Annotated in this window: 28 protein-coding genes and 1 pseudogene; 12 read left to right on the forward strand and 17 right to left on the reverse strand. The window is 72.4% G+C overall.

Annotation, left to right across the window (positions count from 1 at the left end; translation table 11 throughout):
• Window positions 1-240 precede the first annotated feature (240 nt).
• The gene (locus AMK31_RS37935; RefSeq protein WP_073945314.1) at window positions 241-1,320 is read right to left on the reverse strand and encodes an NADH:flavin oxidoreductase/NADH oxidase; all 1,080 of its coding nucleotides are present in this window, start codon (window positions 1,318-1,320) and stop codon (window positions 241-243) included.
• 122 nt (window positions 1,321-1,442) lie between these two features.
• Here AMK31_RS37935 and AMK31_RS37940 point away from each other — a divergent pair, with 122 nt between their 5' ends.
• Window positions 1,443-1,799: an ArsR/SmtB family transcription factor gene (locus tag AMK31_RS37940; RefSeq protein ID WP_198948670.1), complete on the forward strand. Its 357-nt coding sequence runs from the start codon at window positions 1,443-1,445 to the stop codon at window positions 1,797-1,799.
• On the opposite strand, the gene AMK31_RS37945 is transcribed toward AMK31_RS37940, so the two are convergent.
• Window positions 1,719-3,107 (reverse strand): nucleobase:cation symporter-2 family protein, encoded by a 1,389-nt coding sequence (locus tag AMK31_RS37945; protein ID WP_073945316.1) that lies wholly within the window; start codon window positions 3,105-3,107, stop codon window positions 1,719-1,721. The two genes, AMK31_RS37940 and AMK31_RS37945, sit on opposite strands and share 81 nt — an antisense overlap.
• Before the next feature lie 37 nt (window positions 3,108-3,144).
• A complete protein-coding gene (locus tag AMK31_RS37950) occupies window positions 3,145-4,497 on the reverse strand; it encodes an FAD-dependent oxidoreductase (RefSeq protein ID WP_073945317.1) in 1,353 nt (450 codons plus the stop codon).
• Between the two features lie 237 nt (window positions 4,498-4,734).
• On the opposite strand from AMK31_RS37950, the gene AMK31_RS37955 reads away from it, so the two are divergent.
• The gene (locus AMK31_RS37955; protein WP_073945318.1) at window positions 4,735-5,232 is read left to right on the forward strand and encodes a DUF6214 family protein; all 498 of its coding nucleotides are present in this window, start codon (window positions 4,735-4,737) and stop codon (window positions 5,230-5,232) included.
• A gap of 7 nt (window positions 5,233-5,239) precedes the next feature.
• On the opposite strand, the gene AMK31_RS37960 is transcribed toward AMK31_RS37955, so the two are convergent.
• Entirely contained in the window at window positions 5,240-5,884 is a 645-nt protein-coding gene (locus AMK31_RS37960) for a DUF305 domain-containing protein (RefSeq protein ID WP_073945319.1), read from the reverse strand.
• A gap of 194 nt (window positions 5,885-6,078) precedes the next feature.
• Between AMK31_RS37960 and AMK31_RS37965 the strand changes: the two genes are divergently transcribed.
• Complete coding sequence (locus AMK31_RS37965; protein ID WP_073945320.1) at window positions 6,079-7,581, forward strand: LVIVD repeat-containing protein; 1,503 nt, start codon at window positions 6,079-6,081, stop codon at window positions 7,579-7,581.
• Here AMK31_RS37965 and AMK31_RS37970 read toward each other — a convergent pair.
• Window positions 7,569-8,243 carry a TetR/AcrR family transcriptional regulator gene (locus AMK31_RS37970; RefSeq protein WP_073945321.1) on the reverse strand — a complete coding sequence of 225 codons (675 nt, stop codon included), beginning with the start codon at window positions 8,241-8,243 and terminating at the stop codon, window positions 7,569-7,571. The two genes, AMK31_RS37965 and AMK31_RS37970, sit on opposite strands and share 13 nt — an antisense overlap.
• Window positions 8,244-8,431: 188 nt before the next feature.
• Here AMK31_RS37970 and AMK31_RS37975 point away from each other — a divergent pair.
• A pseudogene (locus tag AMK31_RS37975) lies at window positions 8,432-8,821 on the forward strand (hypothetical protein); the annotation flags it as partial.
• Between the two features lie 64 nt (window positions 8,822-8,885).
• Here AMK31_RS37975 and AMK31_RS37980 read toward each other — a convergent pair.
• From AMK31_RS37980 to AMK31_RS38005, 6 genes are all read right to left on the reverse strand, one after another.
• Window positions 8,886-9,338: an excalibur calcium-binding domain-containing protein gene (locus tag AMK31_RS37980; RefSeq protein WP_073945323.1), complete on the reverse strand. Its 453-nt coding sequence runs from the start codon at window positions 9,336-9,338 to the stop codon at window positions 8,886-8,888.
• Window positions 9,339-9,661: 323 nt separating this feature from the next.
• Complete coding sequence (locus tag AMK31_RS37985) at window positions 9,662-10,351, reverse strand: HAD family hydrolase (RefSeq protein WP_073945324.1); 690 nt, start codon at window positions 10,349-10,351, stop codon at window positions 9,662-9,664.
• Between the two features lie 9 nt (window positions 10,352-10,360).
• On the reverse strand, window positions 10,361-10,876 hold the full coding sequence (locus AMK31_RS37990; RefSeq protein ID WP_073945325.1) for a hypothetical protein: 516 nt from the start codon (window positions 10,874-10,876) through the stop codon (window positions 10,361-10,363).
• Entirely contained in the window at window positions 10,873-11,544 is a 672-nt protein-coding gene (locus tag AMK31_RS37995; protein WP_073945326.1) for a phosphatase PAP2 family protein, read from the reverse strand. Before AMK31_RS37995 ends, AMK31_RS37990 begins: the two co-directional genes overlap by 4 nt.
• A 66-nt stretch (window positions 11,545-11,610) precedes the next feature.
• Entirely contained in the window at window positions 11,611-12,546 is a 936-nt protein-coding gene (locus tag AMK31_RS38000; protein ID WP_073945327.1) for a M56 family metallopeptidase, read from the reverse strand.
• A 91-nt stretch (window positions 12,547-12,637) separates the two neighbouring features.
• Window positions 12,638-13,189: a DUF5134 domain-containing protein gene (locus AMK31_RS38005; RefSeq protein ID WP_073945328.1), complete on the reverse strand. Its 552-nt coding sequence runs from the start codon at window positions 13,187-13,189 to the stop codon at window positions 12,638-12,640.
• 171 nt (window positions 13,190-13,360) lie between these two features.
• Between AMK31_RS38005 and AMK31_RS38010 the strand changes: the two genes are divergently transcribed.
• Both AMK31_RS38010 and AMK31_RS38015 read left to right on the forward strand, forming a co-directional pair.
• A complete protein-coding gene (locus AMK31_RS38010; protein ID WP_073945329.1) occupies window positions 13,361-15,022 on the forward strand; it encodes an FUSC family protein in 1,662 nt (553 codons plus the stop codon).
• Window positions 15,019-15,573 (forward strand): MarR family winged helix-turn-helix transcriptional regulator, encoded by a 555-nt coding sequence (locus AMK31_RS38015; protein WP_073945330.1) that lies wholly within the window; start codon window positions 15,019-15,021, stop codon window positions 15,571-15,573. Before AMK31_RS38010 ends, AMK31_RS38015 begins: the two co-directional genes overlap by 4 nt.
• Window positions 15,574-15,787: 214 nt before the next feature.
• On the opposite strand, the gene AMK31_RS38020 is transcribed toward AMK31_RS38015, so the two are convergent.
• The 4 genes from AMK31_RS38020 to AMK31_RS38035 form a co-directional block, all read right to left on the reverse strand.
• Complete coding sequence (locus AMK31_RS38020; RefSeq protein ID WP_073945331.1) at window positions 15,788-16,840, reverse strand: aldo/keto reductase; 1,053 nt, start codon at window positions 16,838-16,840, stop codon at window positions 15,788-15,790.
• 76 nt (window positions 16,841-16,916) lie between these two features.
• Window positions 16,917-17,681 (reverse strand): VOC family protein, encoded by a 765-nt coding sequence (locus tag AMK31_RS38025; RefSeq protein ID WP_073945332.1) that lies wholly within the window; start codon window positions 17,679-17,681, stop codon window positions 16,917-16,919.
• A gap of 78 nt (window positions 17,682-17,759) precedes the next feature.
• Window positions 17,760-18,587, reverse strand: a complete 828-nt coding sequence (locus AMK31_RS38030; RefSeq protein WP_073945333.1) for an LppX_LprAFG lipoprotein — start codon at window positions 18,585-18,587, stop codon at window positions 17,760-17,762.
• Window positions 18,588-18,691: 104 nt separating this feature from the next.
• Window positions 18,692-19,084 carry a VOC family protein gene (locus tag AMK31_RS38035; protein WP_073945334.1) on the reverse strand — a complete coding sequence of 131 codons (393 nt, stop codon included), beginning with the start codon at window positions 19,082-19,084 and terminating at the stop codon, window positions 18,692-18,694.
• A 70-nt stretch (window positions 19,085-19,154) separates the two neighbouring features.
• Here AMK31_RS38035 and AMK31_RS38040 point away from each other — a divergent pair, with 70 nt between their 5' ends.
• Window positions 19,155-19,694: a GNAT family N-acetyltransferase gene (locus AMK31_RS38040; protein ID WP_073945335.1), complete on the forward strand. Its 540-nt coding sequence runs from the start codon at window positions 19,155-19,157 to the stop codon at window positions 19,692-19,694.
• 3 nt (window positions 19,695-19,697) lie between these two features.
• Here AMK31_RS38040 and AMK31_RS38045 read toward each other — a convergent pair whose 3' ends face one another.
• Window positions 19,698-20,381, reverse strand: a complete 684-nt coding sequence (locus AMK31_RS38045; RefSeq protein ID WP_073945336.1) for a glycerophosphodiester phosphodiesterase — start codon at window positions 20,379-20,381, stop codon at window positions 19,698-19,700.
• Between the two features lie 230 nt (window positions 20,382-20,611).
• Between AMK31_RS38045 and AMK31_RS38050 the strand changes: the two genes are divergently transcribed.
• Genes AMK31_RS38050 through AMK31_RS38060 form a run of 3 tightly spaced genes read left to right on the forward strand, consistent with a single transcriptional unit; the run spans window position 20,612 to window position 23,861 of the window.
• Window positions 20,612-22,009 (forward strand): DUF6421 family protein, encoded by a 1,398-nt coding sequence (locus tag AMK31_RS38050; protein ID WP_073945337.1) that lies wholly within the window; start codon window positions 20,612-20,614, stop codon window positions 22,007-22,009.
• Between the two features lie 35 nt (window positions 22,010-22,044).
• Window positions 22,045-22,794 (forward strand): SDR family oxidoreductase, encoded by a 750-nt coding sequence (locus tag AMK31_RS38055; RefSeq protein WP_073945338.1) that lies wholly within the window; start codon window positions 22,045-22,047, stop codon window positions 22,792-22,794.
• A complete protein-coding gene (locus tag AMK31_RS38060) occupies window positions 22,791-23,861 on the forward strand; it encodes a threonine aldolase family protein (protein WP_073945339.1) in 1,071 nt (356 codons plus the stop codon). The genes AMK31_RS38055 and AMK31_RS38060 overlap by 4 nt, the downstream gene beginning before the upstream one ends.
• Before the next feature lie 64 nt (window positions 23,862-23,925).
• On the opposite strand, the gene AMK31_RS38065 is transcribed toward AMK31_RS38060, so the two are convergent.
• Window positions 23,926-25,326 carry a hypothetical protein gene (locus tag AMK31_RS38065; RefSeq protein WP_073945340.1) on the reverse strand — a complete coding sequence of 467 codons (1,401 nt, stop codon included), beginning with the start codon at window positions 25,324-25,326 and terminating at the stop codon, window positions 23,926-23,928.
• Between the two features lie 191 nt (window positions 25,327-25,517).
• On the opposite strand from AMK31_RS38065, the gene AMK31_RS38070 reads away from it, so the two are divergent.
• Entirely contained in the window at window positions 25,518-26,090 is a 573-nt protein-coding gene (locus AMK31_RS38070; protein WP_073945341.1) for a transglutaminase domain-containing protein, read from the forward strand.
• Between the two features lie 283 nt (window positions 26,091-26,373).
• A complete protein-coding gene (locus tag AMK31_RS38075; protein ID WP_073945342.1) occupies window positions 26,374-26,769 on the forward strand; it encodes a hypothetical protein in 396 nt (131 codons plus the stop codon).
• Window positions 26,770-26,820: the final 51 nt, after the last annotated feature.

The following is a 26,820-nucleotide window of genomic DNA, read 5'->3' on the forward strand; positions in this document are numbered from 1 at the left end:
CAAGCCCGGCGACGGGCATCGGAGTCGCGGTCGACACCGTCACCGACCCCGCCGGTTCGGGGGTGGGCTCTCGGCCTACGCGGCCGGTGACCCGCCGGGTCCAACCGGGTGAGGGCGTCGGGCTCTTGGCCTACGCGGCCGGTGACCCGCCGGGTCCAGCCGGGCGACGGCGTCGCGCTCCGGCTCGACAAAGCCGCTGACCCCACCGACCCCGCGGACGGCGGGGCCGGCGGCGTGCCCTCAGACCGAGCGGTGGTACTGGTCCGGTACCCGTACCTCCCCGCCCAGTGTCCGGGCCGCGTGGCGTGCCCACGACGGGTTGCGGAGCAGTTCACGGCCGAGGAGGACGGCGTCGGCCTCACCGTTGGCGAGGATCTTCTCGGCCTGCTCGGCCTCGGTGATCAGGCCCACGGCCGCGACCGGCAGCGAGGTCTCGGCCTTCACGCGGGCGGCGAAGGGCACCTGGTAGCCGGGGCCGGTGGGGATGCGGACGTGGGCGGCGTTGCCGCCGGTGGAGACGTCGAGGAGGTCGATGCCGTGGGCCTGGAGGTCGCGGGCGAGGCGGACGGTGTCGTCGGGGGTCCAGCCGCCCTCCTCCAGCCAGTCGGTCGCCGAGACGCGGAAGAACAGCGGCTTGTCGTCCGGCCACACCTCGCGCACGGCGGCGACGACCTCGAGGGCGAACCGGGCGCGGTTCTCGTACGAGCCGCCGTAGGCGTCGGTGCGCCGGTTGGAGTGCGGGGACAGGAACTCGTGGATCAGGTAGCCGTGGGCGCCGTGGATCTCGGCGATCTCGAACCCGGCGGCGAGGGCGCGGCGGGCCGCCTGCGCGAACCGGCCGACGATCTCCTGGATCTCCTCGACGGTCAGCTCGGTCGGCACCGGGTGCCGGTCGTCGAAGGCGACCGGGCTCGGGCCGAGCGGCTGCCAGCCGTGCGCGTCCGGTCCGACGGGCGCGCCGCCCTTCCAGGGCCGGTCGGTGCTCGCCTTGCGGCCGGCGTGGGCGAGCTGGACCGCCGGGACCGTGCCGTGGCCGGTGAGGAAGCGGGTGATCCGCCGGAACGCCTCGACCTGGGTGTCGTTCCACAGGCCCAGGTCGTAGGGGGAGATGCGGCCCTCGGGGCTCACCGCGGTGGCCTCGACGACGATCAGGCCGGTACCGCCGGCCGCGCGGGCGGCGTAGTGCGCGAAGTGCCAGTCGTGCGGCGCTCCGGCGTCGGGCCCGTCGGGGGCGGCCGAGTACTGGCACATGGGCGGCATCCACACCCGGTTCGGGATGGTCACGTCGCGCAGGGTGAAGGGCTCGAAGAGGGCGGTCACGGGCGGGCTCCATTCGTCACGGCCGAAGGCTTCGCTCGTACGATAGGCATCGTAGTACGGCAGATGTCAAACTACGAAGACCCTCGTACAATGGTGCTCCCGACGAAGTGGAGCCAGCCGCCGTGACCACCGCCAGTGCCAGCGCCAGCCGATCCCTGCCGCACCCGCTGCGCGACGAGATCCGGCTGGAAGGCGTGCTCCACGCCCTGTCCGACCCGATGCGGCTGCGGATCGTGCGAGAGCTCGCCGCGGGCCGCGACGAGCTCTCCTGTTCGCACTTCGATCTGCCGGTCACCAAGTCCACCACCACGCACCACTTCAGGGTGCTGCGCGAGAGCGGCGTCATCCGGCAGGTCTACCGGGGCACGGCCAAGATGAACGGCCTGCGCCGGGAGGACCTAGACGCTCTCTTCCCGGGGCTTCTCGACGCCCTCCTCGCCGCCGCCGCCCGCCAGTCCGCCCGGCTCGGCGACGGCTGAACCGCCCCGCGCGGGCAGGTGGTTGAAGAGCAGGTTGAGTACGATCGCGGTCAGGCAGCCCGCGCTGATGCCGCTGTGCATGACGGTCTGGAACCAGTCGGGGAACTCGTCGTAGACCGTCGGCACGCCCACCGGCAGCAGGCCGATCGCCACCGACACGGCCACCACGGTCAGGTTGTGGTTGCCCTTGAAGTCGACCTCGGCCAGGGTCCGCAGCCCGCTCGCCGCGACCGTCCCGAACATCACCAGGCCCGCGCCGCCCAGCACCGGCGCCGGAATCGCCGCGACCACCGCGCCCAGCTTGGGCAGCAGCCCGAGCAGCACCAGGATGCCGCCCGCCGCCGCGACCACCCAGCGGCTGCGCACCCGGGTCATGCCGACCAGGCCGACGTTCTGCGCGTAGGCCGTGTACGGGAAGGTGTTGAAGACGCCGCCGAGCACGGTCGACAGACCGTCGGCGCGCAGGCCGTCCGCGAGCGCCCGGGGCTTGAGCCCGCGCCCGGTCAGCTCGCCGACGGCGATGAAGTCACCGGTCGTCTCCGTCATGCAGACCAACGCCACCACCAGCATCGACACGATCGCCGACGCCTCGAACACGGGCGCCCCGAAATGGAACGGCGTGCTGATGCCGACCCAGTCGGCGTCCCCGACCCCGGCGAAGTCCGTGAACCCGAGCGGAACCGCCACGGCGAGCCCCGCCGCGATGCCGGTCAGTACCGCGATACGGCTCAGGAACACCGGCGCGAACCGCTGCACGCCCAGCACCACCACCAGGACGAAGGCGGCGAGAGCCAGGTTCCGCGGCTCCCCGAAGTCCTCCGCCCCGGCGCCGCCCGCGGCCCAGTTGCCCGCGACCGGCAGCAGCGAGACCCCGATGATCAGGATCACCGTGCCGGTGACCAGCGGCGGGAAGAACCGCAGCAGCCTGCCGAAGACGGGCGCCAGCAGCATGATCGCGAGACCCGCGACGATCACCGAGCCGTAGATCGCGGGCAGTCCGCCGCCCGTCGTGCCGATCAGTACCATCGGCGAGACCGCCGCGAACGTACAGCCCTGCATGATCGGCAGCCGGACGCCGAACCGCCAGAAGCCGACGCACTGGATGAGGGTGGCGATGCCGCACACCAGCAGATCGGCGGTGATCAGGTACGCCAGGTCCGCGGGCGGCAGTTTCATCGCACCGCCGACGATCAACGGCACGGCCACCGCGCCGGCGTACATGGCGAGGACGTGCTGCAGTCCGAAGGCGGCGAGCTGGCGGGTCGGCGGTATCTCGTCGACGGGGTGCACAGGGGTGGTTTCGGCCATGTCCGAGACCGTAGGCGCGTTGAACAGTTTGTTGATTTCAGGGGTGTTGCCGGTTCGTTTCTCCGGCGGCGGCCATGAGGGACTGCCAGTCCGGGAGCTTGACCACCCCGCGTCCGAGCGACGCCCCGAGCCGCGCCTCGGCCCGTTCGATCGCCTGCCAGCCGGACCACTCGACCGGCTCGACGCCCTCGGCGCGCAGCGCGGTGAGCGGATCCTCAGGCAGTTCCCGGCGGACGAGCACCGGGGCGTCCTCCAGCAGCGAGGTCACCGTCTCCTTGGCGCACGGCCGGTTGGTGCCGATGACGCCCGTCGGGCCCCGCTTGATCCAGCCCGCCACGTACTCGCCCGGCGACACGGCCCCGTCGCGCAGCACCCGCCCCGCCAGCTGCGGCACCGTCCCCTGGTCCGCGTCGAACGGCAGCCCCTCCAGCGGCACCCCGCGATAGCCGACCGACCGCAGGACGACCTGCGCCTCGACCACCTCGAACTCACCGGTGCCCGTCACCCCGCCCCGCCCGTCCGGCGCCGTCCGCTCGAACCGCACCGCGCCCACGCGCCCGCCCTCCGCGAGCAGTTCGACGGGGCGCAGGAAGAACCGCAGCCGGATCCGGCGCGGCGCGCCGCGCGGCACCCGGTCCGCCCAGCCGCGCAGCACCTCCACGTTGCGGCGCTGCGGCGCGGCCAGCGCGGACGGGTCGGCGCAGGCCGGATCCAGTGCCAGTTCTGCCGGGTCGACGGTCACCTCCGCCTCCGGCAGCCCGCCCAGCTCGCGCAGCTCCTTGGTGGTGAACCGGGCCTGGGACGGGCCGCGCCGCCCCACCATCTGGATCTCGGTCACCCGGCTCGCCGTCAGCGCCCGCAGCGCCGCGTCGGGCATGTCGGTCGGGCTCAGCTCGGGCGCGCCGCGCGCCAGGATCCGGGTGACGTCCACCGCCACGTTCCCGACCCCGATGACCACCGCGGACCGGGCGCCGCGCACGAACCCGTCGTCCACGGCGTCCGGGTGGGCGCTGTACCAGGACACGAACTGGGTCGCCGACCAGCTCCCCGGCAGTTCCTCGCCCGGGATCCCCAGATGCCGGTCGGTGGCGGCGCCCACGCAGTACACCACCGCGTGGTACAGCTCCCGCAGCCGCGCCGCCGGCACCCCGCCGGCGCCGACCTGGACCCCGCCGAGGAAGCGCACCCGGTCGTGCTCCAGGACCGTGCGCAGGTTGTTCTGCAGCGACTTGATCTTCTCGTGGTCCGGCGCCACGCCGTAGCGCACCAGCCCGTACGGGCACGGCAGCCGGTCGAGGACGTCGACGAGTGCCAGGGGCTCCAGCTGGACGAGGCTCTGGGCGGAGTAGACCCCGCTCGGCCCGGAGCCGACGACGGCGACACGCAGCACGGCGGAACTCCTTCATCCCCGGGATCGGCAGCAGGTCGCTGATCGACACAAGAGCGCTGATCGGCAGGAGATCGCTGGTGGTTCCAGCATCGCACCACGGGGGCTGCGCTGACAGGGTGCAGCGCGCGGTTTCCGACGCGTGTCCATTCGTATGGAGTGTGATCATGCGGTTACGTTGCGTGTGTGCTGGAAGCGTCCTTTCTTCATCTTTCCGATCGCCGTCCGGAGGACGGCGCGGTGTCCGTGTGGCCCGCGTGGGAGGTGCGGGAGGGCGACGAGGCGACCTCCTGGTTCCAGGTGCGGCTCGACTTCCCCGACGGTGCCGGGGTCGAGGCGCTGGCCGTCGTGGCGGACGGGCAGGTCTCCCTGGAGGACGTCCGGGCCCGCCCCGCGCTCTCCCTCGACGACCTGGCGGTGCTCGCCGACTGGCTCGAGGTGCCGCTGTTCGCGGCGTGCGGGGTCGGCACCGGCGTCGTCGAGGGGGAGGGCGGGTACGACCGCCGGGCCGAGCCGGACGGGACCGCGGGACCGCGCCGGGCGCGGGCGCCGTGGCCGCGCGGCGTCGAGGGGCGCCGGCTGGTCGCGCAGGAGTACCGGGCCGCCCAGCAGGAGGGCGCCGATCCGGTGCTCGCCGTGATGTGCGCGACCGGCCACAGCCGCCGCAGGTCCCTCAGGCTGATCGCCCAGGCACGTGACGACGGCTTCCTGACCCCCCGTCACGTACGGCGGCCCTGACCGGACGTCAGAGCATCCGCCGCATCCGCGTGATCTCGCTCGTCTGCTGCGCGACCACGTCGTCGGCCATCTCCTCGATCCGCACGTTGTTGCCCTGCGTCTTGGCGTCGGCGGCCATCGTGATCGCCCCCTCGTGATGGGTGATCATCAGCTTCAGGAACAGCTCGTCGAAGGCCTTCCCGCTTGCCGCGCGCAGCTGCTTCAGCTGCGCCTCGGTCGCCATCCCCGGCATCGCGTGCCCCTCATGACCTTCGCCGCGCTCCGCCTTGCCGTGCTCCTTCAGCCACGCCTTCATCATGCCGATCTCGGGCTCCTGCGCCGCCGCTATCCGCTCGGCCAGCTTCTTCACCTGCGTGGATTCGGCGCGGTCGGGGGCGAGTTCGGTCATCTCGACGGCCTGGGTGTGATGCTCGATCATCATCCGGGCGTAGTCGACGTCCGCCGAGTTGGGCGTGTCGTCGTCGGCGCGCTGCCGCGCCGCGTCCTCGGCGGACAGGGTCCGGTTGGCCTCACCGGGCTTGCCCGGTACGAGAACTGAGGGGCCGTTCGCCTTGTCCGGCTCGGACGCCGAGCCGGAGTCGCAGGCGCCGAGCCCGAGGGCGGCCAGCGCGGTCAACGGGACCGTGACACGCAACGCGCGGCGGAAGAGCACGACGACCTCCTGTGACGGGCGGGGTGCGGGGGACACCTTGTGAGTGCTGGAGACCGTCTTAACACGCCGGTGAGCACTGTTCATGGAAAACATTCATTACATCTCTGTTGCCCCCTGTTGATATGTGCATGGTGAAGACGATACTTCGGGGGTCCGTGAACCGTTCCCTTGCGAACGGAACAAGGGAGGATGCAGTGACCCTGTTGAGCAATCCCCGAACACGGCGCAGACGCCTGGGAATCGCCACGGCTGCCGCCGGGCTCCTGGCCGCGCTGATCACCGCACAGCCCGCGGTCGCCACCCCCGACCCGGGGGACGCGCCGACCACGGAGAAGCGGGTGTCGGAGAGCACCCGCGACGAAGTGAGGGAGGCGGTGCAGAGCGGGGAGATACCCGGCCAGGACGAGATAGTCCACTCCGCCAACATCGAGCACCTGACGAACATCCCCAAGGACGTCCTGCCCGGCACCAACTCCGACCTGGCCTTCCAGGGCAGGTACGCGTTCGCCGGCAACTACGACGGCTTCCGCATCTTCGACATCAGCGACCCGAAGGAACCGAAGACGGTCTCCCAGGTGCTGTGTCCCGGATCGCAGAACGACATCTCCGTCTCCGGCGACCTGCTGTTCCTGTCGACCGACTCCTCGCGCAGCGACAGCAGTTGCAACAGCACCACCCAGCCGGCGAGCGAGAAGTCCTCGTGGGAGGGCATGAAGGTCTTCGACATCAGCGACAAGCGCAACCCGAAGTACGTCGCCGCCGTCGAGACCGCCTGCGGCTCGCACACCCACACGCTGGTGCCCGAGCGCCGCAACGTCTACATCTACGTCTCCTCCTACTCGCCGAACGCCGCCTACCCCGACTGCCAGCCGCCGCACGACGGCATCTCGGTCATCAAGGTGCCGCGCAAGGCCCCCGAGAAGGCCGCGGTCGTGGGCTTCCCGGTGCTGTTCCCCGGTGAGGGCCCCGACGGCGGCGGCAACCCGGGCGGACCCACCAACCCGGGCGTCTCCAAGACCACCGGCTGCCACGACATCACCGTGCTGCCCTCCAAGGACCTCGCGGCGGGCGCCTGCATGGGCGACGGCATCCTCTTCTCCATCGAGGACCCGGAGAACCCGAAGGTCATCGACCGGGTGCAGGACAACGTCAACTTCGCGTTCTGGCACTCGGCGACCTTCAACCAGAAGGCCAACAAGGTCGTCTTCACCGACGAGCTGGGCGGCGGCGGCGCGGCCACCTGCAACGCGGCCGTGGGCCCGAACCGCGGCGCGGACGGCATCTACGACGTGGTCGGCAAGGGCGACCACCGCAAGCTGGTCTTCCGCAGCTACTACAAGATCCCCCGTCACCAGGCGGACACCGAGAACTGCGTCGCCCACAACGGCTCGCTGATCCCGGTCAAGGGCAAGGACCTCATGGTCCAGGCCTGGTACCAGGGCGGCGTCTCGGTCTGGGACTTCACCGACTCGTCCGCCCCGAAGGAGATCGCCTACTTCGAGCGTGGCCCGATCAGCACCGAGCGCCTGGCCTCCGGCGGCTCCTGGTCGGCGTACTACTACAACGGCCACATCTACTCGAACGACATGGCGAAGGGCTTCGACGTCCTGAAGATCGACGACCGGCGCACGGATCCCGCCAAGCGGGTCCGGCTGGACGAGCTCAACGTCCAGACGCAGCCGGACTACTTCGACTGATCGACCGCCGGGGATCCCGTCGCGAAGAACCGTGACAGATCCCGCTCGCATCCCCCGCCGGGCGCCTCGGCGTCCGGCGGGGTCCCCAGCTCCCAGTCGAGGCCGTAGAGCCGGAACAACTCGGCGCGCAGCGGGGAGATGGACATCCCCACGTTCGGCAGCACCATCGCGAAGACCGCGCCCATGAGCTGGGCGCGCAGCATCGGGTAGTCGGCGTCGGCGTCCCGCGAGCCGTACCGGACCACCGTGTCGCGCAACAGCTCCGCGAGCCGCTGCTGTTCCGGGCACCTCACGAAGCCCTCGGCCTGCAGCAGGCCCGCCATGTGCTGACGCATCAGCACGGTCCGGTCGCGGGCCAGCCCCAGGATCGCGTCGACGGCCCGCGCCATCCGCTCCCGTCCGTCCTCCGTACGCGGTTCGCGTTCGAGGGCCTCCTCCAGCGTGCGGTGCATCAGCCGGTGCACGGCCGACTGGACCAGCTGGCGTTTGCCGGGGAAGTAGTACGACACCAGCCCGCGCGCCGAACCGGCACGGTCGGCGATGTCGCCCAAAGTCGTGGCCTCGTACCCGCGTTCGTTCACCAGCTCGACCGCCGCCTGCAGCAGCCGTTCGCGCGAACGGCGCCGCAACTCTTCATTGACCGCGGCGCTGCGAGGGGACATCCTGTAACTCCTGCGTTGACTGGCTGCCAGCCAACTATACTCAGCGCGTCCGGACCGACCCGTGCCCCGGGCCCGGCCCGGAGCGCCGACTGCCTCGGGCGACGCGGGGGATCGTCCGAGGCGGTCGGTGTGGCTGCGACTCCGAAGAACCGATGCGGGAGCAACCGGCGCGCGGGTGCTGTAGGTTCCTGCTGCGGATCGCGCAGAAGCTCGCCCACCTCTACAGCCGGCCCGACCTGTTCGAGGACGGCGACGACCTCGACGACGCGACCAAGGGAGTGCTCACGCTCTTCGTCGGCGTGATGTTCGGGACCCAGTCGGCGAACGCGGCTGTGGGGAAGGCCGCGGACTACCTCGGCGTTCAGATGACGAAGCAGACCTTCGCGAAGACCGTCTCGAAGGCCGTCCCCGTCGTCGGGGCCGTCGTGTCCGGCGGGCTCACGCTCGCGACCTGCCTTCTGATGGCCAAGAGGCTGAAGAAGCACCTCTCCGGCCTGGAGCTGACGAAGCCGACGCCCCGAGTCGTGGAAGGGGAAGTCGTCGAAGCCGGCGAGCCCGTCGCGGAGGTCGTCGACTGACCGTCACGCGATCGCCGTGCGACCGGTGGGCCCGCCTCGTGCCCTGACGAGGCGGGCCTTCTTGTCAGCCCCAGTCGCAGCCGATGCCGTCGTTGTCGCGGTCGAGGTGGCTGGCGTAGCCGGGGTCGCCGCGGTGGACGGGGGCAGCGCCGGCGGCTCGGGCGGCGGCGCAGTTCTCGTAGTAGACGCTGCCGCCGCCGCTGCTGTCGTCGCTGCCGCTGTCGTAGGCGGGCTCGGCGGTCACGGTCTCGGTGACCTTGACCTTCACGGTCTTCGTGACCGTCGGAGCGGGTTCGGGCTTCGCGGTGGCCGTCGCCGTCGCCGTGGCCGTGGTGGTGACGGTCACGGTGGGCTGCGGCTTGGCCGCCACCGGCTTGGCGTCTTCCTTCGATTCGCTGTCGCCGGCGCCTGCGCCGATGCCGAGGAAGAAGGCGAGGCCGAGCGCGGGCAGGACGTAACGCTTCCGCGCCCACTTCGACGCGGGCCGTCCTGCCGACGGCGTGTACGGGTTGGTCATGTCGCCCCCCTTGTTGAGCGTTGAAGCAAGTACGGTAGCTGCTGCGTGAAGGAAATGTGTAATTCCGGAGGAGGGGTCACCGTTTCGTGATGGCGGTGGCGGGAGGGCCCGGCTGACGGCGCGTCCGCCGGCTGGTGGACGACCGCGAGGTGGTGCCGGCCGTTCGCCGGCCCGCGCCGCCCCAGCGTTGTCAGTGGGGCGTCGTACAGTTCCGGTATCACTCCGACGAACAAGTCGGGTTGCGGCAGTTGCTGAGGTCTGCCCCGGCGTGATGCACCGGGGCAGACTGCAATCACCGGCGCGTCCGGCGCGGCCGGTGGCCCTCAGCCCACCAGGTCGAGCACGGGACGCAGGCCGTCGGGCCGCCGGTCGGCCGGCAGGTGGTCCACGAAGTGCACGGCGCAGCCGAGCGCGGCCGCGCCCCCGTCCGCGTGGCGGTCGTCGCCCACCATCAGCACCGTGCGCGGGTCCACGTCGAGCGCCGTGCAGGCCACCTGGAACAGCCGCGGGTCCGGCTTGCGGACGCCGTGTTCGTACGACAGGGCGTAGGTGTCGACGAACCGGTCCAGCCCGTGGGCCCGGAAGACCGGGCGCAGGTCCCAGCCGATGTTGCTGACCACCCCGACGGCGATCCCGCGCTCGCGCAGCCCGCCCAGCACCTCGGCGGCGTCCGGGTACGGCGACCAGGCGGCCGGGGTCATGTGGCGGTCGTAGAGGGCGTCGTGCAGGGCCGGGTCGGGCAGTGGGACCTGGCGGGACAGACCGGTGTAGGCGGCCCGGTGGTCGGCGGAACTCCGGTCGCGGACCTCCCACGACGCGGCGAGCCCGGCGGGCAGCCGCCGCGGACCAGCCCCGCCGGGCAGCGCCCCGGCCGCCTCCAGTGCCCGTGCCGTCCGCGTCAACTCGCTCTCGCTCCAGACGAGTCCCCGTTCGTCCAGCACGGCTCGCAGCCACGCCGCGGTGGACTCGACGCGGAAGAGGGTCCCGGAGAAGTCGAACAGCACGGCAGCCATGCGGTGATCCTACGGAGCGACGTTCCAGAGCGGGGGCAGGTCGCCGTCGCAGAACACGCAGACGAACTGGTTCTCGCGCACCACGTTCAGCTCCCGGCACTCCGGGCAGCGCCGGAACACCAGCTCGTGCGTGAAGCGCCCTGGACGGCCGACACCGGCCCGGTCCAGGGCGGCGGCGACGGCGGGCCACGAGCCGGGGTCGGGGCAGTAGCCGGTCGACTGGTTGCTCACCTCGGTCACCGTCCAGCGCCCCGCGACCCGCCGGAACGCTATTTCGCCCGCTGCCAGGACGTCCCCGCCACCGGCACAGGCCACGTGCTCGCTGCGGCGCGGCGCGAGCCGCAGCAGCCCGTCGGGCGTGACGACGAAGGTGAAGGGCTCCGCCAACTCGGCACCGCCCCGCTCGGCGGCACAGGCGTCCAGGTCGGCAGCGGCGTGGACGGCGTGCCCCGCCGTGCCGGGGCGGACGGTCCGCAGGAGGTGCGGCGGGCCGACGTACCCGTACCGCCGCCCCGGGGCGCTCACGGCCGCAGCCGCTTGTGGGCGGCGACCGCGAGGGCCACCACGGTCGCGCCGAGCAGCCAGCCGCCGAGGACGTCCGACGGCCAGTGGACGCCGAGCCACACCCGTGTGAGGCCGACGCCCGCGACGGAGACGACCGCCAGGGTCACCGCCGTACGCCACAGGACGCGGCCCACGCCGTGGCGGTGCATCAGCCACAGGAGCAGGCCGAGGACCACGGTGGCGGTCATGGCGTGGCCGGAGGGCCACGCGGCGTAGTGGGCGGAGTCGACGGGGTCGGGCCAGACGGGCCGGGCCCGGTCCACCACGGCCTTCAGGGTCTGCTGCAACCCGGTGGCCAGCGCGACCGTCACCACCAGCCACACCGCGGTCCACCACGCTCTGACCCGCCACACCAGCCACACCACGACGACCGAGCACAGGATCCGCATGGTGACCGGATCCCATACCCAGTCCGTCAGGATCCGGCTGGCCCGGGTGAGGCCGGACTCGTCGACCGCCCAGCGATGGGTGGTGCGGGCGACGTCGCCGTCGAAGGAGAGCAATGGCCCCCACTCCGCGGCGACGAGGACGAGCAGCAGCATCGAGCACAGCGCCAGACCGGTACCGGTGCGCACGGCGCGGTCGTGCCGGGGTGGACGGGGCGGGGAGTCGACGGAGGGGGAGTGCATGGTCCGATCCTCGCCGACGGGTGGGGCGGAAGGTCAAGTACCGGTCAAGTCGGGTTCACCCGGCGGCTACCCCAGCGCCCGCAGCGCGGGCACCAGCGCCACCAGCACCGGCACCACCGGAACCAGTGCCGCGGCGGCGGTCAGCCGCAGCCTGCGGGCCGCGGTGAGCCGGTCCGGGGGAGTGAGCAGACGGTGCACCCGCTGCGGGACGTACGCGTGCGGCGCCGCGCCGGGCCCGAACACACCCCGGTCCTCGTTGAGTTCCACCAGCGCCAGCGCCGTCGTCAGCCGGCCGAAGCGCCGGGACGCCATGTCGTCGGCTGCCAGTTCCACCAGCCGGTGCATCTCGTCCCGGAACGCGGCGAACACCGGCACCTGCGGGAAACCGCCGGCCAGCGCCGCCGAGCAGTGCAGCAGCCAGTCGTGCCGGGCCCGCGCGTGTCCCTGCTCATGGGCGAGTACGGCGTCCAGCTGCCGCCCCTTGAGTCGGCGCAGCGCAGCGGTGGTGACGACCAGCCGGGGCGTCGTACCCGGCAGCCACCAGGCGTCCACCCGCTCGCCCTCCAGTACGACGAACCGCCCCTGCCCGGGTTCCTCGCCCGGCAGCAGCGGCGCGCGCAGCAGGAGTTCGCCGCTGCGCAGCCGACGCCGGCGCCGGGCTCGTACGATCTCGCGGACCAGCATCGTGGCGGTCCACACCCCGCCCAGGGCGAGCGTCACCGCCGTGGTCGCCGCCCAGGGTCCGGCCGCGCCGAGGGCGTAGGCCTCCACGACCGCGCGCGGCGCCGAGGCGAACACATGGCCGCGCACCGCCTGCCAGGCGGCCGCCGCGCTGAGCGTCATCGACAGCGCGCAGCACAACAAAACCGCCGCCACCACGCACTGCCACACCCAGAGGGCGACCACCGGTTCACGGTCCGGCCAGTCGGCCCGGGCGAGCAGCCGGGGGGCCGCCACGGCGGTCAGCGCGCCGAGCAGCAGCAGAGCCGCGGGGACCATCATGGGGGCAACCCTATGAGCGGGGGCTACTCGGCGGTACGGCGTGCTGCCGTGAAGTGACGCAGACCACGGAACCCGCCCTGCGGCCCACGCGTCACATCGTGAGCAGCATCGCCACCATCGCGATCCCCATCGCCAGCCGGCACGCCCGCGCCAGCTCCGGCCGGTCCCCCCAGCCCGCGCCCGCCAGGCCCGGGCCCGCCGTCGCGGGGACGGGGATCAGCCGGGCGCCGGTCAGCAGCACGTATCCGGTGAAGTAGAGCAGCAGGGTGCCCGTCACCAGCGGCACCCCGCCGGAGCCGTCGGCGTGGCCGCCCGCCGGGGCGGCGGACATCACCACCGCCATGTAGACCATGGCGAGGGCGCCGACCAGGTGGTGCAGATGGTGCGGGCCGGTCCGCGCCGCCCACAGGGCGCGCAGCGCCGCCGCGCCGAAGACCACCGCGTACCCGGGCCAGGTCCACGACGGCGGGCTGAACACCGCCGCCGGGACGGCCATCGCGGCCATGCCGAAACCCATCAGCGCCTCGCCGCCCGCGGCTCTGCGCTGCTCCTCCACGTTGCTGCGCATCCGCAGCAGGCAGTAGACGCCGGTCGCCGCGCACAGCGCGACCAGCGGCCATCCGGACGAAGCCGGTCCGTGCACACGCGCCTCCCCGTTCGCCGGTCGGTCAAGGGATGCCCGGGCGGCGCGGTGCGCACGCGAGCGCAAGGGTGTACGCGGGGGGCATCCGGGGGAGCACGGGCGTGTTGCCGCAGGTTGTCGTAGGCGGACCCTCATCATTTACGAGTAAAACACCTGCTAATATATTTCCCCATGAGCAGTGCGCGCCCGGCCCCGACGACCCCCCGCCCCCGACGACTCCCCCTCACCGGCGCCCTGCGCCTCGGCCGCCCGTCCGACATCTGGTTCAAACCCGCGCTGAGCGTCGTCGTCTCGATCGCGCCGCCCAACCTGACCCTGCTGGCGCTCGGCCGCCTCGACCTGGCCATGTACACGATGGCCGGATCGCTGTGCGCGCTCTACGCCCACAACCGCCCGTACGCCGCCCGCGCCCGCGTCCTCGCCTGGGTGGTCCTCGGCATGCTCGGCGGCCTCGCGGTCGCGCTGGTCACGGCCTCGCTCACCAGCCACGCGGTCGTGCTCGTCACCGTCGGCGCGCTGCTCGCCGCCGCGCAGAAGGCACTCTGCGACGCCACCCGCCTCGGACCGCCCGGCAACGTGGTCCTCACCTTCGTCAGCTCCGCCGCCCTGTTCGCCCCGCAGAGCCTCGGCCAGGTCCCCGGCCATCTCGCGCTGGGCCTCGCCGCGGGCGCCTGGGCCTGGCTCGTGTGCATGGCACCCGGCCTGCCCCGCCCGCACGGCCCGGAGCGCCGCGCCACCGCTCAGGCGCTGAACGCCGCCGCCGCGTACGCCGAGACCCGCGGCACCGGCCCCGGCCACACCCGGGCCCGTGCGGCCGCCACCGCCGCCGTACTCGCCGCCCGCCAGGCACTGCTCGCCGGCGGCGCCCGCTCGGCGGCCGCCCGCCCGGCCCTCGCGCACCTCCTGCTGCGCGCCGAGGTCGCCCTCGCGGCCCCCGCCGACGCGGAGCCGCGGCGGCTGCGCGGCTGGGCCCGTGCGCTGCGCCGCACCGGGCCCGTCCCGCACGACGGCGAGCCGGCCGCCCCCGAGCCGGACGTGACCGCGACCGCCGTCGAACGGCTGTGGCACCGGCTGGTGCCGCTCGCCCCCATCGCCGCCCGAACCGCTCTCGGCTGCGCGCTCGCGGGATACGCCTCGCTCGCCCTAGGCATCGGCCGCCCCTACTGGGCCCTGGTCACCGCCGCCGCCCTCTACCAGGCCAGCCTCGCCCTCACCTGGAGCCGCAGCGTCCAGCGCGTCGTCGGGAACCTCGCCGGTGTCCTCGTCTTCGCCGCCGTCGCCCCGCTCGCCCACCTCGGCCAGGCCGCCCTCGTGCTGTGCTGCCTCGCCTTCAGCTTCGGCGCCGAGGCGCTGATCAGCCGCAACTACTGGCTCGGCAGCGTCTGCGTGACCCCGATGGCCCTGCTGATCACCGAGTTCACCGGCTACCAGAACCCCGGCGACCTCGTCACCGAGCGGATCGTCGACACCGTCGTCGGCGCGCTGGTCGGCCTCGTCGCCGCCGTCGCGGTCACCAACCGCCGCGCGGGCACCCGCCTCGGGCACGCCCTCGCCGCCGCCGAACGCGCCCGCGAGCGCGCCGCCCGCCTGCTCGCCGAGCCGCACCCCGCCCCCGGCGCCCTGGAGGCCGCCCGCCGCTCCCTCGCCGCCGCCCTGGTCGAACTGCGCACCACGGCCGACGCCGCCTTCGGCGAATGGTGGCAGCACACCCCGTCCGAGGACCGGGTCGAGGGCGCGGAACAGGCCGGACACCGTACGCTCGCCGAGACGGTACGCCGCCAGGGACTGCTCCCGGACGGCACGCACGACACCACGGAGGACGTACGGCCATGAGCGCGACGAACGGGCGGCCGGGCGCGGCGGACGGCGGCACGGCGGCGCGGACCGACACCGTGGCCGCCGTCGTACGGCAGTGGCGGGCAGTCCATCCCGACCTCGACACCGGGCCCATGGAGGTCATCGGCCGGATCAACCGCTGCGCCGCCCTCCTCCAGCAGGCCGAGGACGCCCCGCTGCGCCGCGCCGGGCTCAGCCGCGCCGAGTTCGACCTGCTCGGCGCGCTGCGCCGCACCGGCCACGAGCTGACCCCCGGCGAAGTGGCCCGGGAGACCTTCTCCTCGGGCGCCGCCGTCACCAAGCGCCTCAAGCAGCTCACCGAGCGCGGGCTGGTCGAGCGGCGCGGCGATGTCCGCGACCGCCGCGTGGCCCACGTCCGCCTCACCGACGCCGGACGGGAGCTGGTCGACGGCATCCTGCCCGAGCAGCTGGCCTACGAGACCGCCGTGCTGTCCGTCCTGGGCGCCGCCGAGCAGGGCGAACTCGCCGCACTGCTCGGCGATCTGCTCGCCCGGCTCGAGGGCCGGCTGGGCGGCTTGCGGGCCTAGGGGGCGTCTCGCCGATCATGCCGGGCTCGCGGCGCCTGGCACCGCGCCTCGCCGCGTTGTCGTCGGTCCCCGATTCCCCCAAGCTCTCGGCTCCGCTCGAGCAGGGGGGACCCCCATCGCATCGGCTCCCTCCTCCGCCTTGCGATGCACGGCACCAGACGCCGCTCCCTGATCCGGCCTGATCGACGAGACACCCCCTAGAGCCCGGACCCGCTCAGAGGACGTCGTGGGCGGTGCGCCGGTACGTGGAGCGGCGGTCGTCGATCTCCGGCCAGCGGTCGCCGTAGATGTTGCGGGTGACACCGGGGTCCCGGACGAAGTCGTGCGGGAAGCCCAGCGGCACGGCGCTCACCTCGTCGAGCCGGGCCACCGCGTCCGCGTCGAGCCGGACGTCGAGCGCGCCCAGGTTGTCGGCGAGCTGGCTCTCCATGGTCGCCGCGACGATGGGCACCACGTTGCCGGGCCGGCCCAGCAGCCAGGCCAGCGCCACCTGCGCCGGACTCCAGCCGCCCTGCTCGGCGATCTCCACGACGGCGGTGACCACGGCCTCCTCGCGGGCGTCGGCCGCGCCGCCCGACGCGCCGAGCCGGCCCGCGCCGCCCCGCAGGTACTTGCCGGTGAGCTTCCCGGCCGCCAGCGGCGCCCAGGCCAGCACCGCCTGGTCGTACGCCCGCGCCTGCGGCAGCAGCTCCCGCTCCGGGGTGCGCTCCAGCAGGTTGTACCGCAGCTGTGAGCCCGCGAACGCCGTCCAGCCGCGCAGCTCGGCCAGGGTGGAGGCCTGCGCGATCTCCCAGGCCGGCCAGTCGGAGACGCCGAGGTACAGCACCTTCCCGGTCCGTACGAGATCGTCCAGGGCCCGCATCACCTCCTCGACCGGGGTGAAGTTGTCCCGGGCGTGCACCCACAGCACGTCCAGCCGGTCGGTGCGCAGCCGCCTCAGGCTCGCCTCCACCGACTGCACCAGGTTCTTGCGGTGGTTCCCGGCCGCGTTGGGATCACCCTCCCGGATCACGCAGGTGTACTTGCTGGCCAGCACGAACTCGTCGCGCCGCCCCTCCAGCACCTGGCCGAGAATCGTCTCCGAGGCGCCCCCGGTGTAGATGTTGGCGGTGTCGATGAAGTTGCCGCCGGCGTCCGCGTAGGCGTCGACGAGCCGCGCGCTGGTGTCCTGGTCGGAGCCGTAGTCGAGGCCGTCACCCATCACCATCGTGCCGAGGCTCAGCTCGCTCACCCGCAGACCGGTCCGGCCGAACAGTGTGTACCGCACGTCGATTTCCCCTTCGAGCAGTTCGTGCGGTCGACGCTAGAAGCTGGAGCGCACTCGAACGCAAGCCCCACGGGCCTCACTCCTCGTCGGCCGCCCGGTACACGCCGAACACCGCCCCCTGCGGATCCCGCAGCACCGCGATCCGCGGCCCCTCGGGCACCGAGGTGGGCTCCATGAGCACGGTGCCGGCCGCCCCGGTCGCCGTCGCCGCGGCGGCGTCGACGTCCTCGACGGCGAAGTACGGCAGCCAGTGCGGCGGCACCTCGTGCGGGAACTTGTCGTCCATCGTGATCATGCCGCCGAAGTCGGCCCCGCCGACCTGCCACTGCGTGTAGTGCTCCGAGACGCTGACGGTCCAGCCGAAGAGCGTGGCGTAGAAGTCCCTCGCGCGGGCGGGATCGCGGGTCAGCAGCTCCACCCAGCCGAGCGCGCCGGGCGCGTTGAACACCCCGGCGCCCGGGAAGGTCCGCGGCTGCCACAGCTGGAAGGCCGCGCCGCCCGGGTCGAGGGCGACCACGAAACGGCCCACGTCGAACACGTCCATCGGGCCGACCAGGACCTTGCCGCCGGTCTCCTGCACCAGCCGGGCGGTGGCGTCGGCGTCCGACACGGCGAACGACACGTTCCACGCCACCGGCTGCGACTCCTGGTACAGCGGGGCCAGCGCTGCGACCGGCGCGTCCCCGAGGTGCGCGATCGTGTAGCCGCCCGCCTCCTGACGCGGGTCCGTCTCGGACCGCCAGCCGAACAGGGTGCCGTAGAACCGCTTGGCGGACTCCAGGTCGCTGGTGCCCAGCTCGGTCCAGCAGGGGCCGCCGGTCACCGGCGCGTTCAGCTTCATGGCGTTCCTTCCGCAGCACGTCAGGACGTCCCCCGGTCAGCACGCTAGCCCCGACCCCGCCCGGCGGCCAACGGAACCTCAGCCGTTCAGCACGCCCGTGGCGCTGCTGACGGCGACGGTGTCCGAGGCCTTCGGAACCGTCACCTTCACCGGCTTCCCGAAGTCCGACAGGTCCATGGTCACCGTCACCCGGGTACCGGACATGTTCAAGTCCATGCGCACCCGCACGAGTCGTCCCCGGCCGTCGACCCACGCGTCCGCGAAGACCGGGAGGTCGCTGCCCAGCATGTCGCGGGCCTGGTCCGTCCTCGCGCGGACGTCGCCGGCCATCCGCAGGGTGAGGGTGTCGTGGTCGATCGTGCCGCGGTAGTGCGTGGCCCGCACACCCCGCACGGTCTCCTCGCCCTCCTCGGTCGTCCGCCGCATCGCCGATATCTGCCGCAGGACGTGCTCGGGGTCGTTGAGCGGTGCCCGCAGCGCGTAGTGGGCCTCCGCCTCGTTGCGGGGCATGACGCCCCAGGCGCCCTCGTCGATCCCCGCGACGCCGCTGACGTAGATCCTTCCCTCGGCGAAGATCTCGTCGCTGCGGCTGATGGCGCCGCCCGGGAGCCCGACGGTGAGCCGGCCCCGGTCCGCGGCGAAGTCGAAGTCGCCGGTGAGGGTGAGCCCGTACTCCTCGCCCTCCGCCGCCAGCTCGATCTCCTCGTCGATCCGGACGCTCTCCTCGCCGACGGCCTCGACGGCCGCACGTACGGCGGAGCCCGGGTCGGGGGAAGCCGACGCGCCCGCGCGCCGGTTCCCGTCCCCGGCATCGGCCGGGGACCCGTCGGCCGAGGAGCCGTCGTTCGTGGAACAGCCGGCGCACAGCAGCGCGACGGCGGCGGTCAGCAGCAGAGGACGACGCATGGGGGTTCTCCGTAAGTCTCGGTCCGGCCGGGACGAGACTCCGCGGACAGAGGACTGCGGCACCGCCTCGCGCAGGGATCCTACAAGTCGCCCGCGGACCGGCCTCAGATGCCCGGCCGGTACCGCAGGGGATGGTCCGCCGGGACCTCCACCAGCACGATCGGTGTCCCGTCCGGATCGGCGATCCACATCTCGACCAGCCCCCACGGCTCCCGCACCGGCGGTCGCACGATCTCCACGTCCCCGGCGCGCAGCTCGTCGTGGGCCGCGTGCACGTCGGCGACCTGGAGCCAGAGCCGGACGGCGGGGGAGGGCGGGGTGTCGGAGCGGCCGGACAGCTCCAGGAAGCCGCCGCCGAGGAAGTAGACGGTGCCCCGCTCCGGCCCGGTGCCGAACTCCCGGTAGACGGCGAGGCCGAGCCGCTCGCCGTAGAAGGTCCGCGACCGCTCGGGGTCCGTGGGGCGCAGCAGGATCCGGCTGCCGAGTACATGCACCATGCACGGGAGCGTAGTGGGAGGGATACCCTCATCGGTGCCCGTGCCGCGCCGAGAATCGGAGACGCCGCCCATGGAGACCGCGACCACCGGACTGACCTTCCGCGATGCCACACCCGCCGACGTGGACACGTTGGTGGCGTTGGTCGAGTCGGCGTACCGCGGGGACGCCAGCCGGGTCGGGTGGACCAGCGAGGCGGACATCCTGGAAGGGCAGCGGACCGACCCGGAGGGCGTGCTGGAGGTCGTCGAGTCGCCCGACAGCAGGCTGCTGACGGTGGAGCGGGACGGCACCGTCGTCGCCTGCTGCCAGCTCGAACACCGCGGTGAGCACGCCTACTTCGGCATGTTCGCGGTCAGCCCCGTGCTGCAGGGCGAGGGTCTCGGCAAGGTCGTCATCGCGGAGGCGGAGCGGCAGGCGCGCGAGAGCTGGGGCGTGCGGGAGATGCACATGACCGTGATCTCCGTGCGCGAGGACCTGATCGCCTGGTACGAGCGGCGCGGCTACCGCCGTACGGGCCGGATGTCCCCGTTCCCGTACGGCGACGAGCGTTTCGGCATTCCGCAGCGCCCCGACCTGCGGTTCGAGCTGCTGGTCAAGCCGCTGGTGTGAGCCTCACGCGGTGAAGCGGCCGGTGCGCTTGATGTCCGGGTGGTCGGTGGTGGCGCCGTCCAGCTCCAGCGCCCGGACCAGCCGCAGGTGTTTCTGCGAGTTCACCACCCAGCCGATGATCCGCAGGTCGGCCTCGCGGGCGTGCTCGACGACCTCCAGGGTGAGCCGGCGGATGTTGAGGCAGACCGTCGAGGCGCCGGCCCGGACGGCGCGCTCCACGATGTCGGTGCCGTAGCGGCTGGCGATCAGCGCCGTGCGGACGCCGGGCAGCAGCCGGGCCGTCTCGGCGACGGCCTCGTCGTGGAACGAGGACACCTCGATCCGCCCCGCCAGTTGCCGCCGCCGGATCACCTCCGCCAGCGCCCGCGCCGCCGCCACGTCCTTGATCTCGGCCTGGATCGGCAGGTCGACGGCGTCCAGCACCTCCTCGAAGACCGGGATCCGCTCGCCCTTGCCCGCGTCCAGCGTGCGCAGCTCGTCCAGGGTCTTCTCGGCGATGGCGCCGCTGCCGTCGGTCGTCCGGTCCACCTCGGCGTCGTGCATGACGACCAGCGCGCCGTCCTTGCTGAGATGCAGATCGAGTTCGATGAGGTCGAGGCCGGCCTGCTCGGCGGCGACGAAGGAACGCAGGGTGTTCTCGGGCTCGACGCCCATGACTCCGCGATGACCGATGGTGAGGAAGTTCAAGGTTCGCTCGCTTCCGTCGACGGACAGACCCGCCAGCCTAGTCCGCCCGCCCCACGATGGAACGGGGTGTGCGCCGCTCTGCACGGAGGAGCCGCATCCGGCGTAACGGACAGGAAAAAGTGCGGTGACGATGCGGGTGCGCAGGATAATTTCCCGAGCCTCCTCTTGCTGGGAGAAACCCCATATGCATACGGTGTCCATACGCAAGGTTCTCCAGTGGAGGATGGGACATGACGGAAATTCTTGTGCAGGTGGGTTCGGAGGGACAGGTTCCTCCCGTGGCCAGGGTGGTGGAGCACCCGGCATGGCCCGTGCTCAAGGATGCCGTGGAGCGGATCCGGCCATGGCAGTCCAAGGACGGATCGATCGACTTCGAGGCCGAGGGCGCCCCGGAGCGCGCGGCGGCCGAGGCCGCCGTACGCGAGGTCACGGAGGCCGTCGAGGCCCTGTCCCCGCTGCTGCCGCACGACGCCGCCTACCACGCGGCCCTGGTGAAGGACCTGCGCCGCTGGGCCGACGAGGGCTTCCAGGTTCCCGACTTCCTGGACTCGCTGCTGGCCTTCCAGCCCGCCGCGAGCCGCGCGGACGGCCTGCAGCACCTGGTCGTCTTCCCGATGTACACGCAGAACGGCAACCCCGACCGCAACCTCGAAGCGGTCGTACTGCGCATGGTCTGGCCGGACTGGCTCGCCGAACTGGAGCGCACCCGCTACGACAACCCGCTGTTCTGCGGCATCAAGTTCGAGGACTTCACGGCCGGGTACGACACCAACTCCGCCGTCCTCTTCCCCGAGACCATCGCCGTGCGCGAGGCCCCCGAGCGGTTCACCTGGGGCGGCATCTTCTGCGACCGCGAGGCCGCCCGCTTCCGCCGCGTCACCGACGCCGCCGTCGACATCCTGGGCCTCGACCTGCCCGAGGACATCGCCGCGATGGTCCACGACCAGAAGCGCTGCGAAGAGGCCTTCGTGCTCTGGGACATGGTCCACGACCGCACCCACAGCCACGGCGACCTGCCGTTCGACCCGTTCATGATCAAGCAGCGGCAGCCGTTCTGGATGTACGGCCTGGAGGAGCTGCGCTGCGACCTCACCGCCTTCAAGGAGGCCGTGAAGCTGGAGTCGGACGGCGTCCCGCAGGCCCGTGACGTGCAGTACGCGGTCCTCTTCGACCGCATGTTCCGCTTCCCGGTCACCGGCGAGCGGGTCCGCAACTACGACGGCCTCGGCGGCCAGCTCCTCTTCGCCTACCTGCACAAGCACGACGTCGTCCGCTGGACCGACAACAAGCTGCACATCGACTGGCAGCGCGCCCCGCAGGTCACCAACCAGCTCTGCGCCGAGATCGAGAAGCTGTACCGCGACGGCATCGACCGCCCCAAGCTCGTCCACTGGTTCGCCGGCTACGAGCTGGTCTCCACCTACCTCGCCCCGCACCCCGGCTCCAAGTGGGCCAAGGGCCCCGACGCCCTGGACCTGACCCAGCCGCCGCGCAAGCTCGTCGATGACGTGCTTCCGGACGAGTTTCCGCTGAGCATGTTCTATGAGGCGCTGTCCAAGAAGCTGAAGAACGTGATTGCCTCGACCAAGGGCATCACGGCGGACCGCGCCGAGCGGGTCGCCGCGTGAGCGACCGCGACAACGCTGCTCAGGAGGCGAGGATCATGACGGGGAACGGTGCTCTCAGCGGTGCGGTGATCGCGGTGGCCGGCGCGGGCGGGCCCGCGGGACGGGCGGCGCTGCTGCGGCTGGCCGAGGCCGGCGCCACGGTCGTCGGCGCCGACAACGACCCGGAGCGGCTCGCGGAGGCCGTGGACGCGGCGCGCTACGCCTCCGGCGGAGCCGCCGTCACCGGCGAGACGGTCGACCTGCTCAACCTGGACGCCACCCGCGACTGGGCCAACCGCACCGAGAAGGAGTTCGGCCGCGTCGACGGCCTGGTCCACCTCGTCGGCGGCTGGCGCGGCAGCGAGACCTTCACCAAGACCAGCCTCGACGACTGGGACTTCCTGGAGCTGCTGCTCATCCGTACCGTGCAGCACACCTCCCTCGCCTTCCACGAGGCGCTGCAGCGCAGCGAGCGCGGCCGGTACGTCCTGATCAGCGCGGCCGGCGCCACCAAGCCGACCGCGGGCAACGCGGCCTACGCCGCCGGCAAGGCCGCCGCCGAGGCGTGGACGCTGGCCATGGCCGACTACTTCCGCAAGGCCGGCGGCGAGCAGGGGCCGACCTCGGCGGCTGCGATCCTGGTGGTGAAGGCGTTGGTGCACGACGCGATGCGCGCCGAGCGGCCCAACGCGAAGTTCGCGGGCTTCACGGACGTCAAGGACCTCGCCGAGGCCATCGTCGACGTCTGGGCCAAGCCCGCCGCGGAAGTGAACGGAAACCGTCTGTGGCTGACCGAGAAGCCGTGAACCCTCCGAAGACCGACGCGCGTCGCCATCACGACCCCTCGGTCCGCGGTTTCGCCAGTGACAACTACGCCGGTGCCCACCCGGAGGTGCTCGCCGCCCTGGCGCTCGCCAACGGCGGGCACCAGGTCGCGTACGGCGAGGACGTCTACACCGAGAACCTGCAGCGGATCATCCGCAGCCACTTCGGGGCGACGGCCGAGGCGTTCCCGGTCTTCAACGGCACCGGCGCCAACGTCGTCGCGCTCCAGGCGGTCACCGACCGCTGGGGCGCGGTGATCTGCGCCGAGAGCGCGCACATCAACGTCGACGAGGGCGGCGCCCCCGAGCGCATGGGCGGCCTGAAGCTGCTCACCGTGCCCACCCCCGACGGCAAGCTCACGCCGGAGCTGATCGACCGGCAGGCCTGGGGCTGGGAGGACGAGCACCGGGCGATGCCGCAGGTCGTCTCGATCACCCAGAGCACGGAGCTGGGCACCCTCTACACGCCCGACGAGATCCGCGCCATCTGCGAGCACGCCCACGCGCACGGCATGAAGGTGCACCTGGACGGCTCCCGGATAGCCAACGCGGCCGCCTCGCTGGACGTGCCGATGCGCACGTTCACCAACGCGGTCGGCGTCGACATCCTCTCGCTGGGCGGGACGAAGAACGGCGCGCTGTTCGGCGAGGCGGTCGTCGTCCTCAACCAGGACGCGGTCCGCCGGATGAAGCATCTGCGCAAGCTGTCCATGCAGCTCGCCTCCAAGATGCGCTTCGTCTCGGTGCAGCTGGAGGCGCTGCTCGCCAAGGACCTCTGGCTGCGCAACGCCCGCCACGCCAACGAGATGGCCCAGCGGCTCGCCGAGGGCGTCCGCGCGGTGCACGGGGTGGAGATCCTCTACCCGGTGCAGGCCAACGGCGTCTTCGCCAGGCTCCCGCACGACGTGAGCGAGCGCCTGCAGAAGCGCTTCCGCTTCTACTTCTGGGACGAGGCGGCCGGGGTCGTGCGCTGGATGTGCGCGTTCGACACCACCGAGGACGACGTGGACGCGTTCGTCGCCGCCGTCAAGGAGGAGATGGCCCGCTGAGGGCCCGAGTGAGCGAGGTGCGCGGGAGCGGCCGTCCCGGCGAGGGCGGCCGCTCCCGCGTCGTTCATCCGTTGACCACGATCGACGTCCTGTTGTTGCGCAGGTCCGGGTCGAACCTCCGCAGCTCCAGTTCCGGGTTGTCGTCGACCGTCGCGACCGTGGCGCGGGCCCCGGGCACCACCTGGTCGATCCGCAGCCGGACCTCGATGGTGTGGGACGCCTTGTCGTGGAGATGGATCGGCGTTCCGCAGTAGTAGGTCTCGGGGGCCGTGCCGTCCTCGGGCGGCGGCTGGACCCAGCAGTCCTCGGGCAGGCCGACGACCGACGTGCCCTCGGGTGCCCGGAACCGTACGGTGGCCGCCGGGGCGCCCGCGCCCAGCGACGCCACCCAGGCGGGGCCGCGGTTGGAGACGGTCACCCGCGCGGTCACGACGTCGTCGACCGCCCCGGCCACCCTGCTGCCGGTGAGCTTGATGTCGGCGGTGTTCCTGGCGTCCAGCATGACGGTCCGGTAGTTGTCCGTCGGATCGAGATCGGGCTCCGACGCCGCCGCCCGCGTCCCGGTCAGGGGACGCAGATCAAGCTCGGAGCCGGTGCCGGGCGTCCACGTCTCGTTGCCGCGCGCTTCCTCCAGGGCCTCGTCCGAGTAGGGCTGGACCGAGTGGTCGAAACGCTCGTACAGCGCCTGCCGCCGGACCCCCAGCCCCGTCACCAGCGCGTACTCCTGTCCTGGTGCCACCGCCTCGTCCAGCACGCACAGAGCGGACGTGCCGGTGGGGTGCTCCCGGTACTCGCAGTTGGAGTTGCGCTCCGCGAACCGCAGCCCGTACGAGGCGTTCAGCGACAGCAGGGTCCGGTCCACGGCACGGTTGCCGCTGTTGGAGAGCGTCGCCCGTACCTCGGTGCCGGTCCCCGGCCTGAGCCCGCTCTGGCGTTCGGCCTGGCTGAGCCCGAGGTCCGGGCCGTTGCCCACGGAGACCAGCGTCTCCGCCGGGTACGCCTCCAGCTCGCCGGCGGCGGCCGTGTAGCGCACGTATCCGGACGCGCCGAGGCCGGCGTCCGGCAGCGCGCGGATGCCCAGCGTCGCGGCCGGCACGCTCTCCGTCCCGGCCGGCATCTCCGGGACGTCGCAGACCGCCTTCACCGCCGACTCGGGCACACAGCCGACGGGCCACGAGACCTGCGCGAAGGCGGCGATCTCGGCCACGTCGACGGTCAGCCGCCCGGCCGGAACGCCGTTGTCGACGTTGTCGTGGGTGACCCGCACCGCGACCGTACGCTCACGCGCGCTGCCGTCCGCGTCCGGCCCGGGCAGCACCGTCTCGGACGGCGCGCCGATCCACAGCTGGTCGGACTCGGCGTACGCCGGCCCCGTCCCGACCGCCGCCAGGGCAGAGCCGGCGAGCGCCACTCCGAGGAGCCGCCGCCCGGCGCGTCGCGCCGGTCCGGTCCGTCGGTCCTGCATGTCTTCATCCCCCTTTTGATGGTGGTCCGCCGGTGGCCGAGACACGCGAGGCCCGGGAAGGGTTGTGGTGGCGGGAAAGGGTTGCGGCGGTCTTCGGCCGTTCTCGGACTAGCAAGAGCCTGCTGCATATATATGCAGACTTCAGAAACTATATTGACTCCTGATCATTTACCCGCCTAGGCTCTACGGGCATGCAGCTGATCCAGGAAACCGCCGATCTCTCCGCCTACTTGGCCGCTGACGAGGTCATCGACCACGAGCATCCGCTGGTGCGGAAGACGGCCGCCCACCTCGCCCGCGATGTGTCCAACTCGTATGAATATGCGCGAGCGGCCTTCGAATTCGTCCGCGACGCCATCCCGCACTCCCAGGACTCGGGCGACATGCGCGTCACCTGGCGGGCCTCCGACGTGCTGGAGCAGAGGACCGGCATCTGCTACGCCAAAGCCCACGCGCTCGCGGCCCTGCTGCGCGCGGAGGACATCCCGACCGCGCTGTGCTACCAGAAGTTCGACGTGGTGCACGGCCTGGTCGCCGTCCGCTTCCAGGGGGCCTGGCACCGCCAGGACGCCCGGGGCAACGTGGGCGGCGTGAACGCGCGGTTCTCCCTGGACGGCGAACAGCTGGCCTTCGTGACCGACCCGGAATCAGGCGAGACGGACCACCCGGTCCTGTACGCCGCACCCCATCCGGCCGTCGTGGCTGTCCTGAAGGCCGCCACGGACCGGGAGCACCTGATGCGGACGCTCCCCACCGCCCTCTGACCGCGCCCCGCCCGAACGCGCACCCCGCCGCGCCACCGGTCCGTCACGGTCGCTGATCTCCCCGCCATGCGCGATGGGGGAGCGACGCCGGAGGACACCGCCACCGATGAGGCAGCAGAGCGATCCGGGGTGCGGTTCGCCCGCCTGAGGAAGCACCGGCTGCTCACCTCGGCCGCGGTGCTCGCCCTGCTCGCCGCCGGCACGGCCGTCCCCCTGGTCCTCGCCGAGGACCCGGCCGACCCCGGCGCACCGCACACCGTGGCCCAGGCGCGCTGCGTACGCCGTGGTCGCGGCCCTCTCCTGGGCGGACGTACCCGACGGCATGGCCCCCTCGGTCGCCCGCGTGCTGGCCGACTACGTGGTGGACGAGGCCCGTTACCTGTCCGCCTCCAGCTCTGCCGCCCTCCCGGTGGCATCCCCGGAGCTGGCCGAACCGGACAAGGAGGGCCACAGCCGGTACGGCCGCTTCCTCGCTCCCGGCGAGGCACACGTCGACTTTCGTCACCTGGCAGGTGTAGTCGCCGAGCTCCTCGTACGTCCTCGACTCGGCGTCCTCGAAGTGGTCCGCCTTGCTCGCCAGTTGCCGTACGGCGTCACCGGGCAGCGCCCCCGAACAGGCACCGCGCACCAGCATTCAGTCCTGGACGTACGGCTCGGCGATCCAGCCGCCCAGTCCTAGGGCGTGTCCGCAAAGTGGTTGGCGCGTTGGTCTGTTCGTGGTGCGTCGTCA

The sequence above is a fragment of the Streptomyces sp. TSRI0107 genome (genome assembly GCF_001905845.1).
In the GTDB taxonomy this organism is placed as follows: Bacteria; Actinomycetota; Actinomycetes; order Streptomycetales; family Streptomycetaceae; genus Streptomyces.

What these genes read in the sequence shown, in the direction of transcription:
- AMK31_RS38070 (WP_073945341.1), top strand. Translation starts at nt 25,518, where the DNA reads ATGCAGCTGATCCAGGAAACCGCCGATCTCTCCGCCTACTTGGCCGCT.
- AMK31_RS38050 (WP_073945337.1), top strand. Translation starts at nt 20,612, where the DNA reads ATGACGGAAATTCTTGTGCAGGTGGGTTCGGAGGGACAGGTTCCTCCC.
- AMK31_RS37980 (WP_073945323.1), bottom strand. Translation starts at nt 9,338, where the DNA reads ATGACCAACCCGTACACGCCGTCGGCAGGACGGCCCGCGTCGAAGTGG.
- AMK31_RS38000 (WP_073945327.1), bottom strand. Translation starts at nt 12,546, where the DNA reads ATGATGGTCCCCGCGGCTCTGCTGCTGCTCGGCGCGCTGACCGCCGTG.
- AMK31_RS38015 (WP_073945330.1), top strand. Translation starts at nt 15,019, where the DNA reads ATGAGCGCGACGAACGGGCGGCCGGGCGCGGCGGACGGCGGCACGGCG.
- AMK31_RS37970 (WP_073945321.1), bottom strand. Translation starts at nt 8,243, where the DNA reads ATGTCCCCTCGCAGCGCCGCGGTCAATGAAGAGTTGCGGCGCCGTTCG.
- AMK31_RS38065 (WP_073945340.1), bottom strand. Translation starts at nt 25,326, where the DNA reads ATGCAGGACCGACGGACCGGACCGGCGCGACGCGCCGGGCGGCGGCTC.
- AMK31_RS38025 (WP_073945332.1), bottom strand. Translation starts at nt 17,681, where the DNA reads ATGAAGCTGAACGCGCCGGTGACCGGCGGCCCCTGCTGGACCGAGCTG.
- AMK31_RS37985 (WP_073945324.1), bottom strand. Translation starts at nt 10,351, where the DNA reads ATGGCTGCCGTGCTGTTCGACTTCTCCGGGACCCTCTTCCGCGTCGAG.
- AMK31_RS38010 (WP_073945329.1), top strand. Translation starts at nt 13,361, where the DNA reads ATGAGCAGTGCGCGCCCGGCCCCGACGACCCCCCGCCCCCGACGACTC.
- AMK31_RS37995 (WP_073945326.1), bottom strand. Translation starts at nt 11,544, where the DNA reads ATGCACTCCCCCTCCGTCGACTCCCCGCCCCGTCCACCCCGGCACGAC.
- AMK31_RS38055 (WP_073945338.1), top strand. Translation starts at nt 22,045, where the DNA reads ATGACGGGGAACGGTGCTCTCAGCGGTGCGGTGATCGCGGTGGCCGGC.
- AMK31_RS38040 (WP_073945335.1), top strand. Translation starts at nt 19,155, where the DNA reads ATGGAGACCGCGACCACCGGACTGACCTTCCGCGATGCCACACCCGCC.
- AMK31_RS38030 (WP_073945333.1), bottom strand. Translation starts at nt 18,587, where the DNA reads ATGCGTCGTCCTCTGCTGCTGACCGCCGCCGTCGCGCTGCTGTGCGCC.
- AMK31_RS38035 (WP_073945334.1), bottom strand. Translation starts at nt 19,084, where the DNA reads ATGGTGCATGTACTCGGCAGCCGGATCCTGCTGCGCCCCACGGACCCC.
- AMK31_RS37945 (WP_073945316.1), bottom strand. Translation starts at nt 3,107, where the DNA reads ATGGCCGAAACCACCCCTGTGCACCCCGTCGACGAGATACCGCCGACC.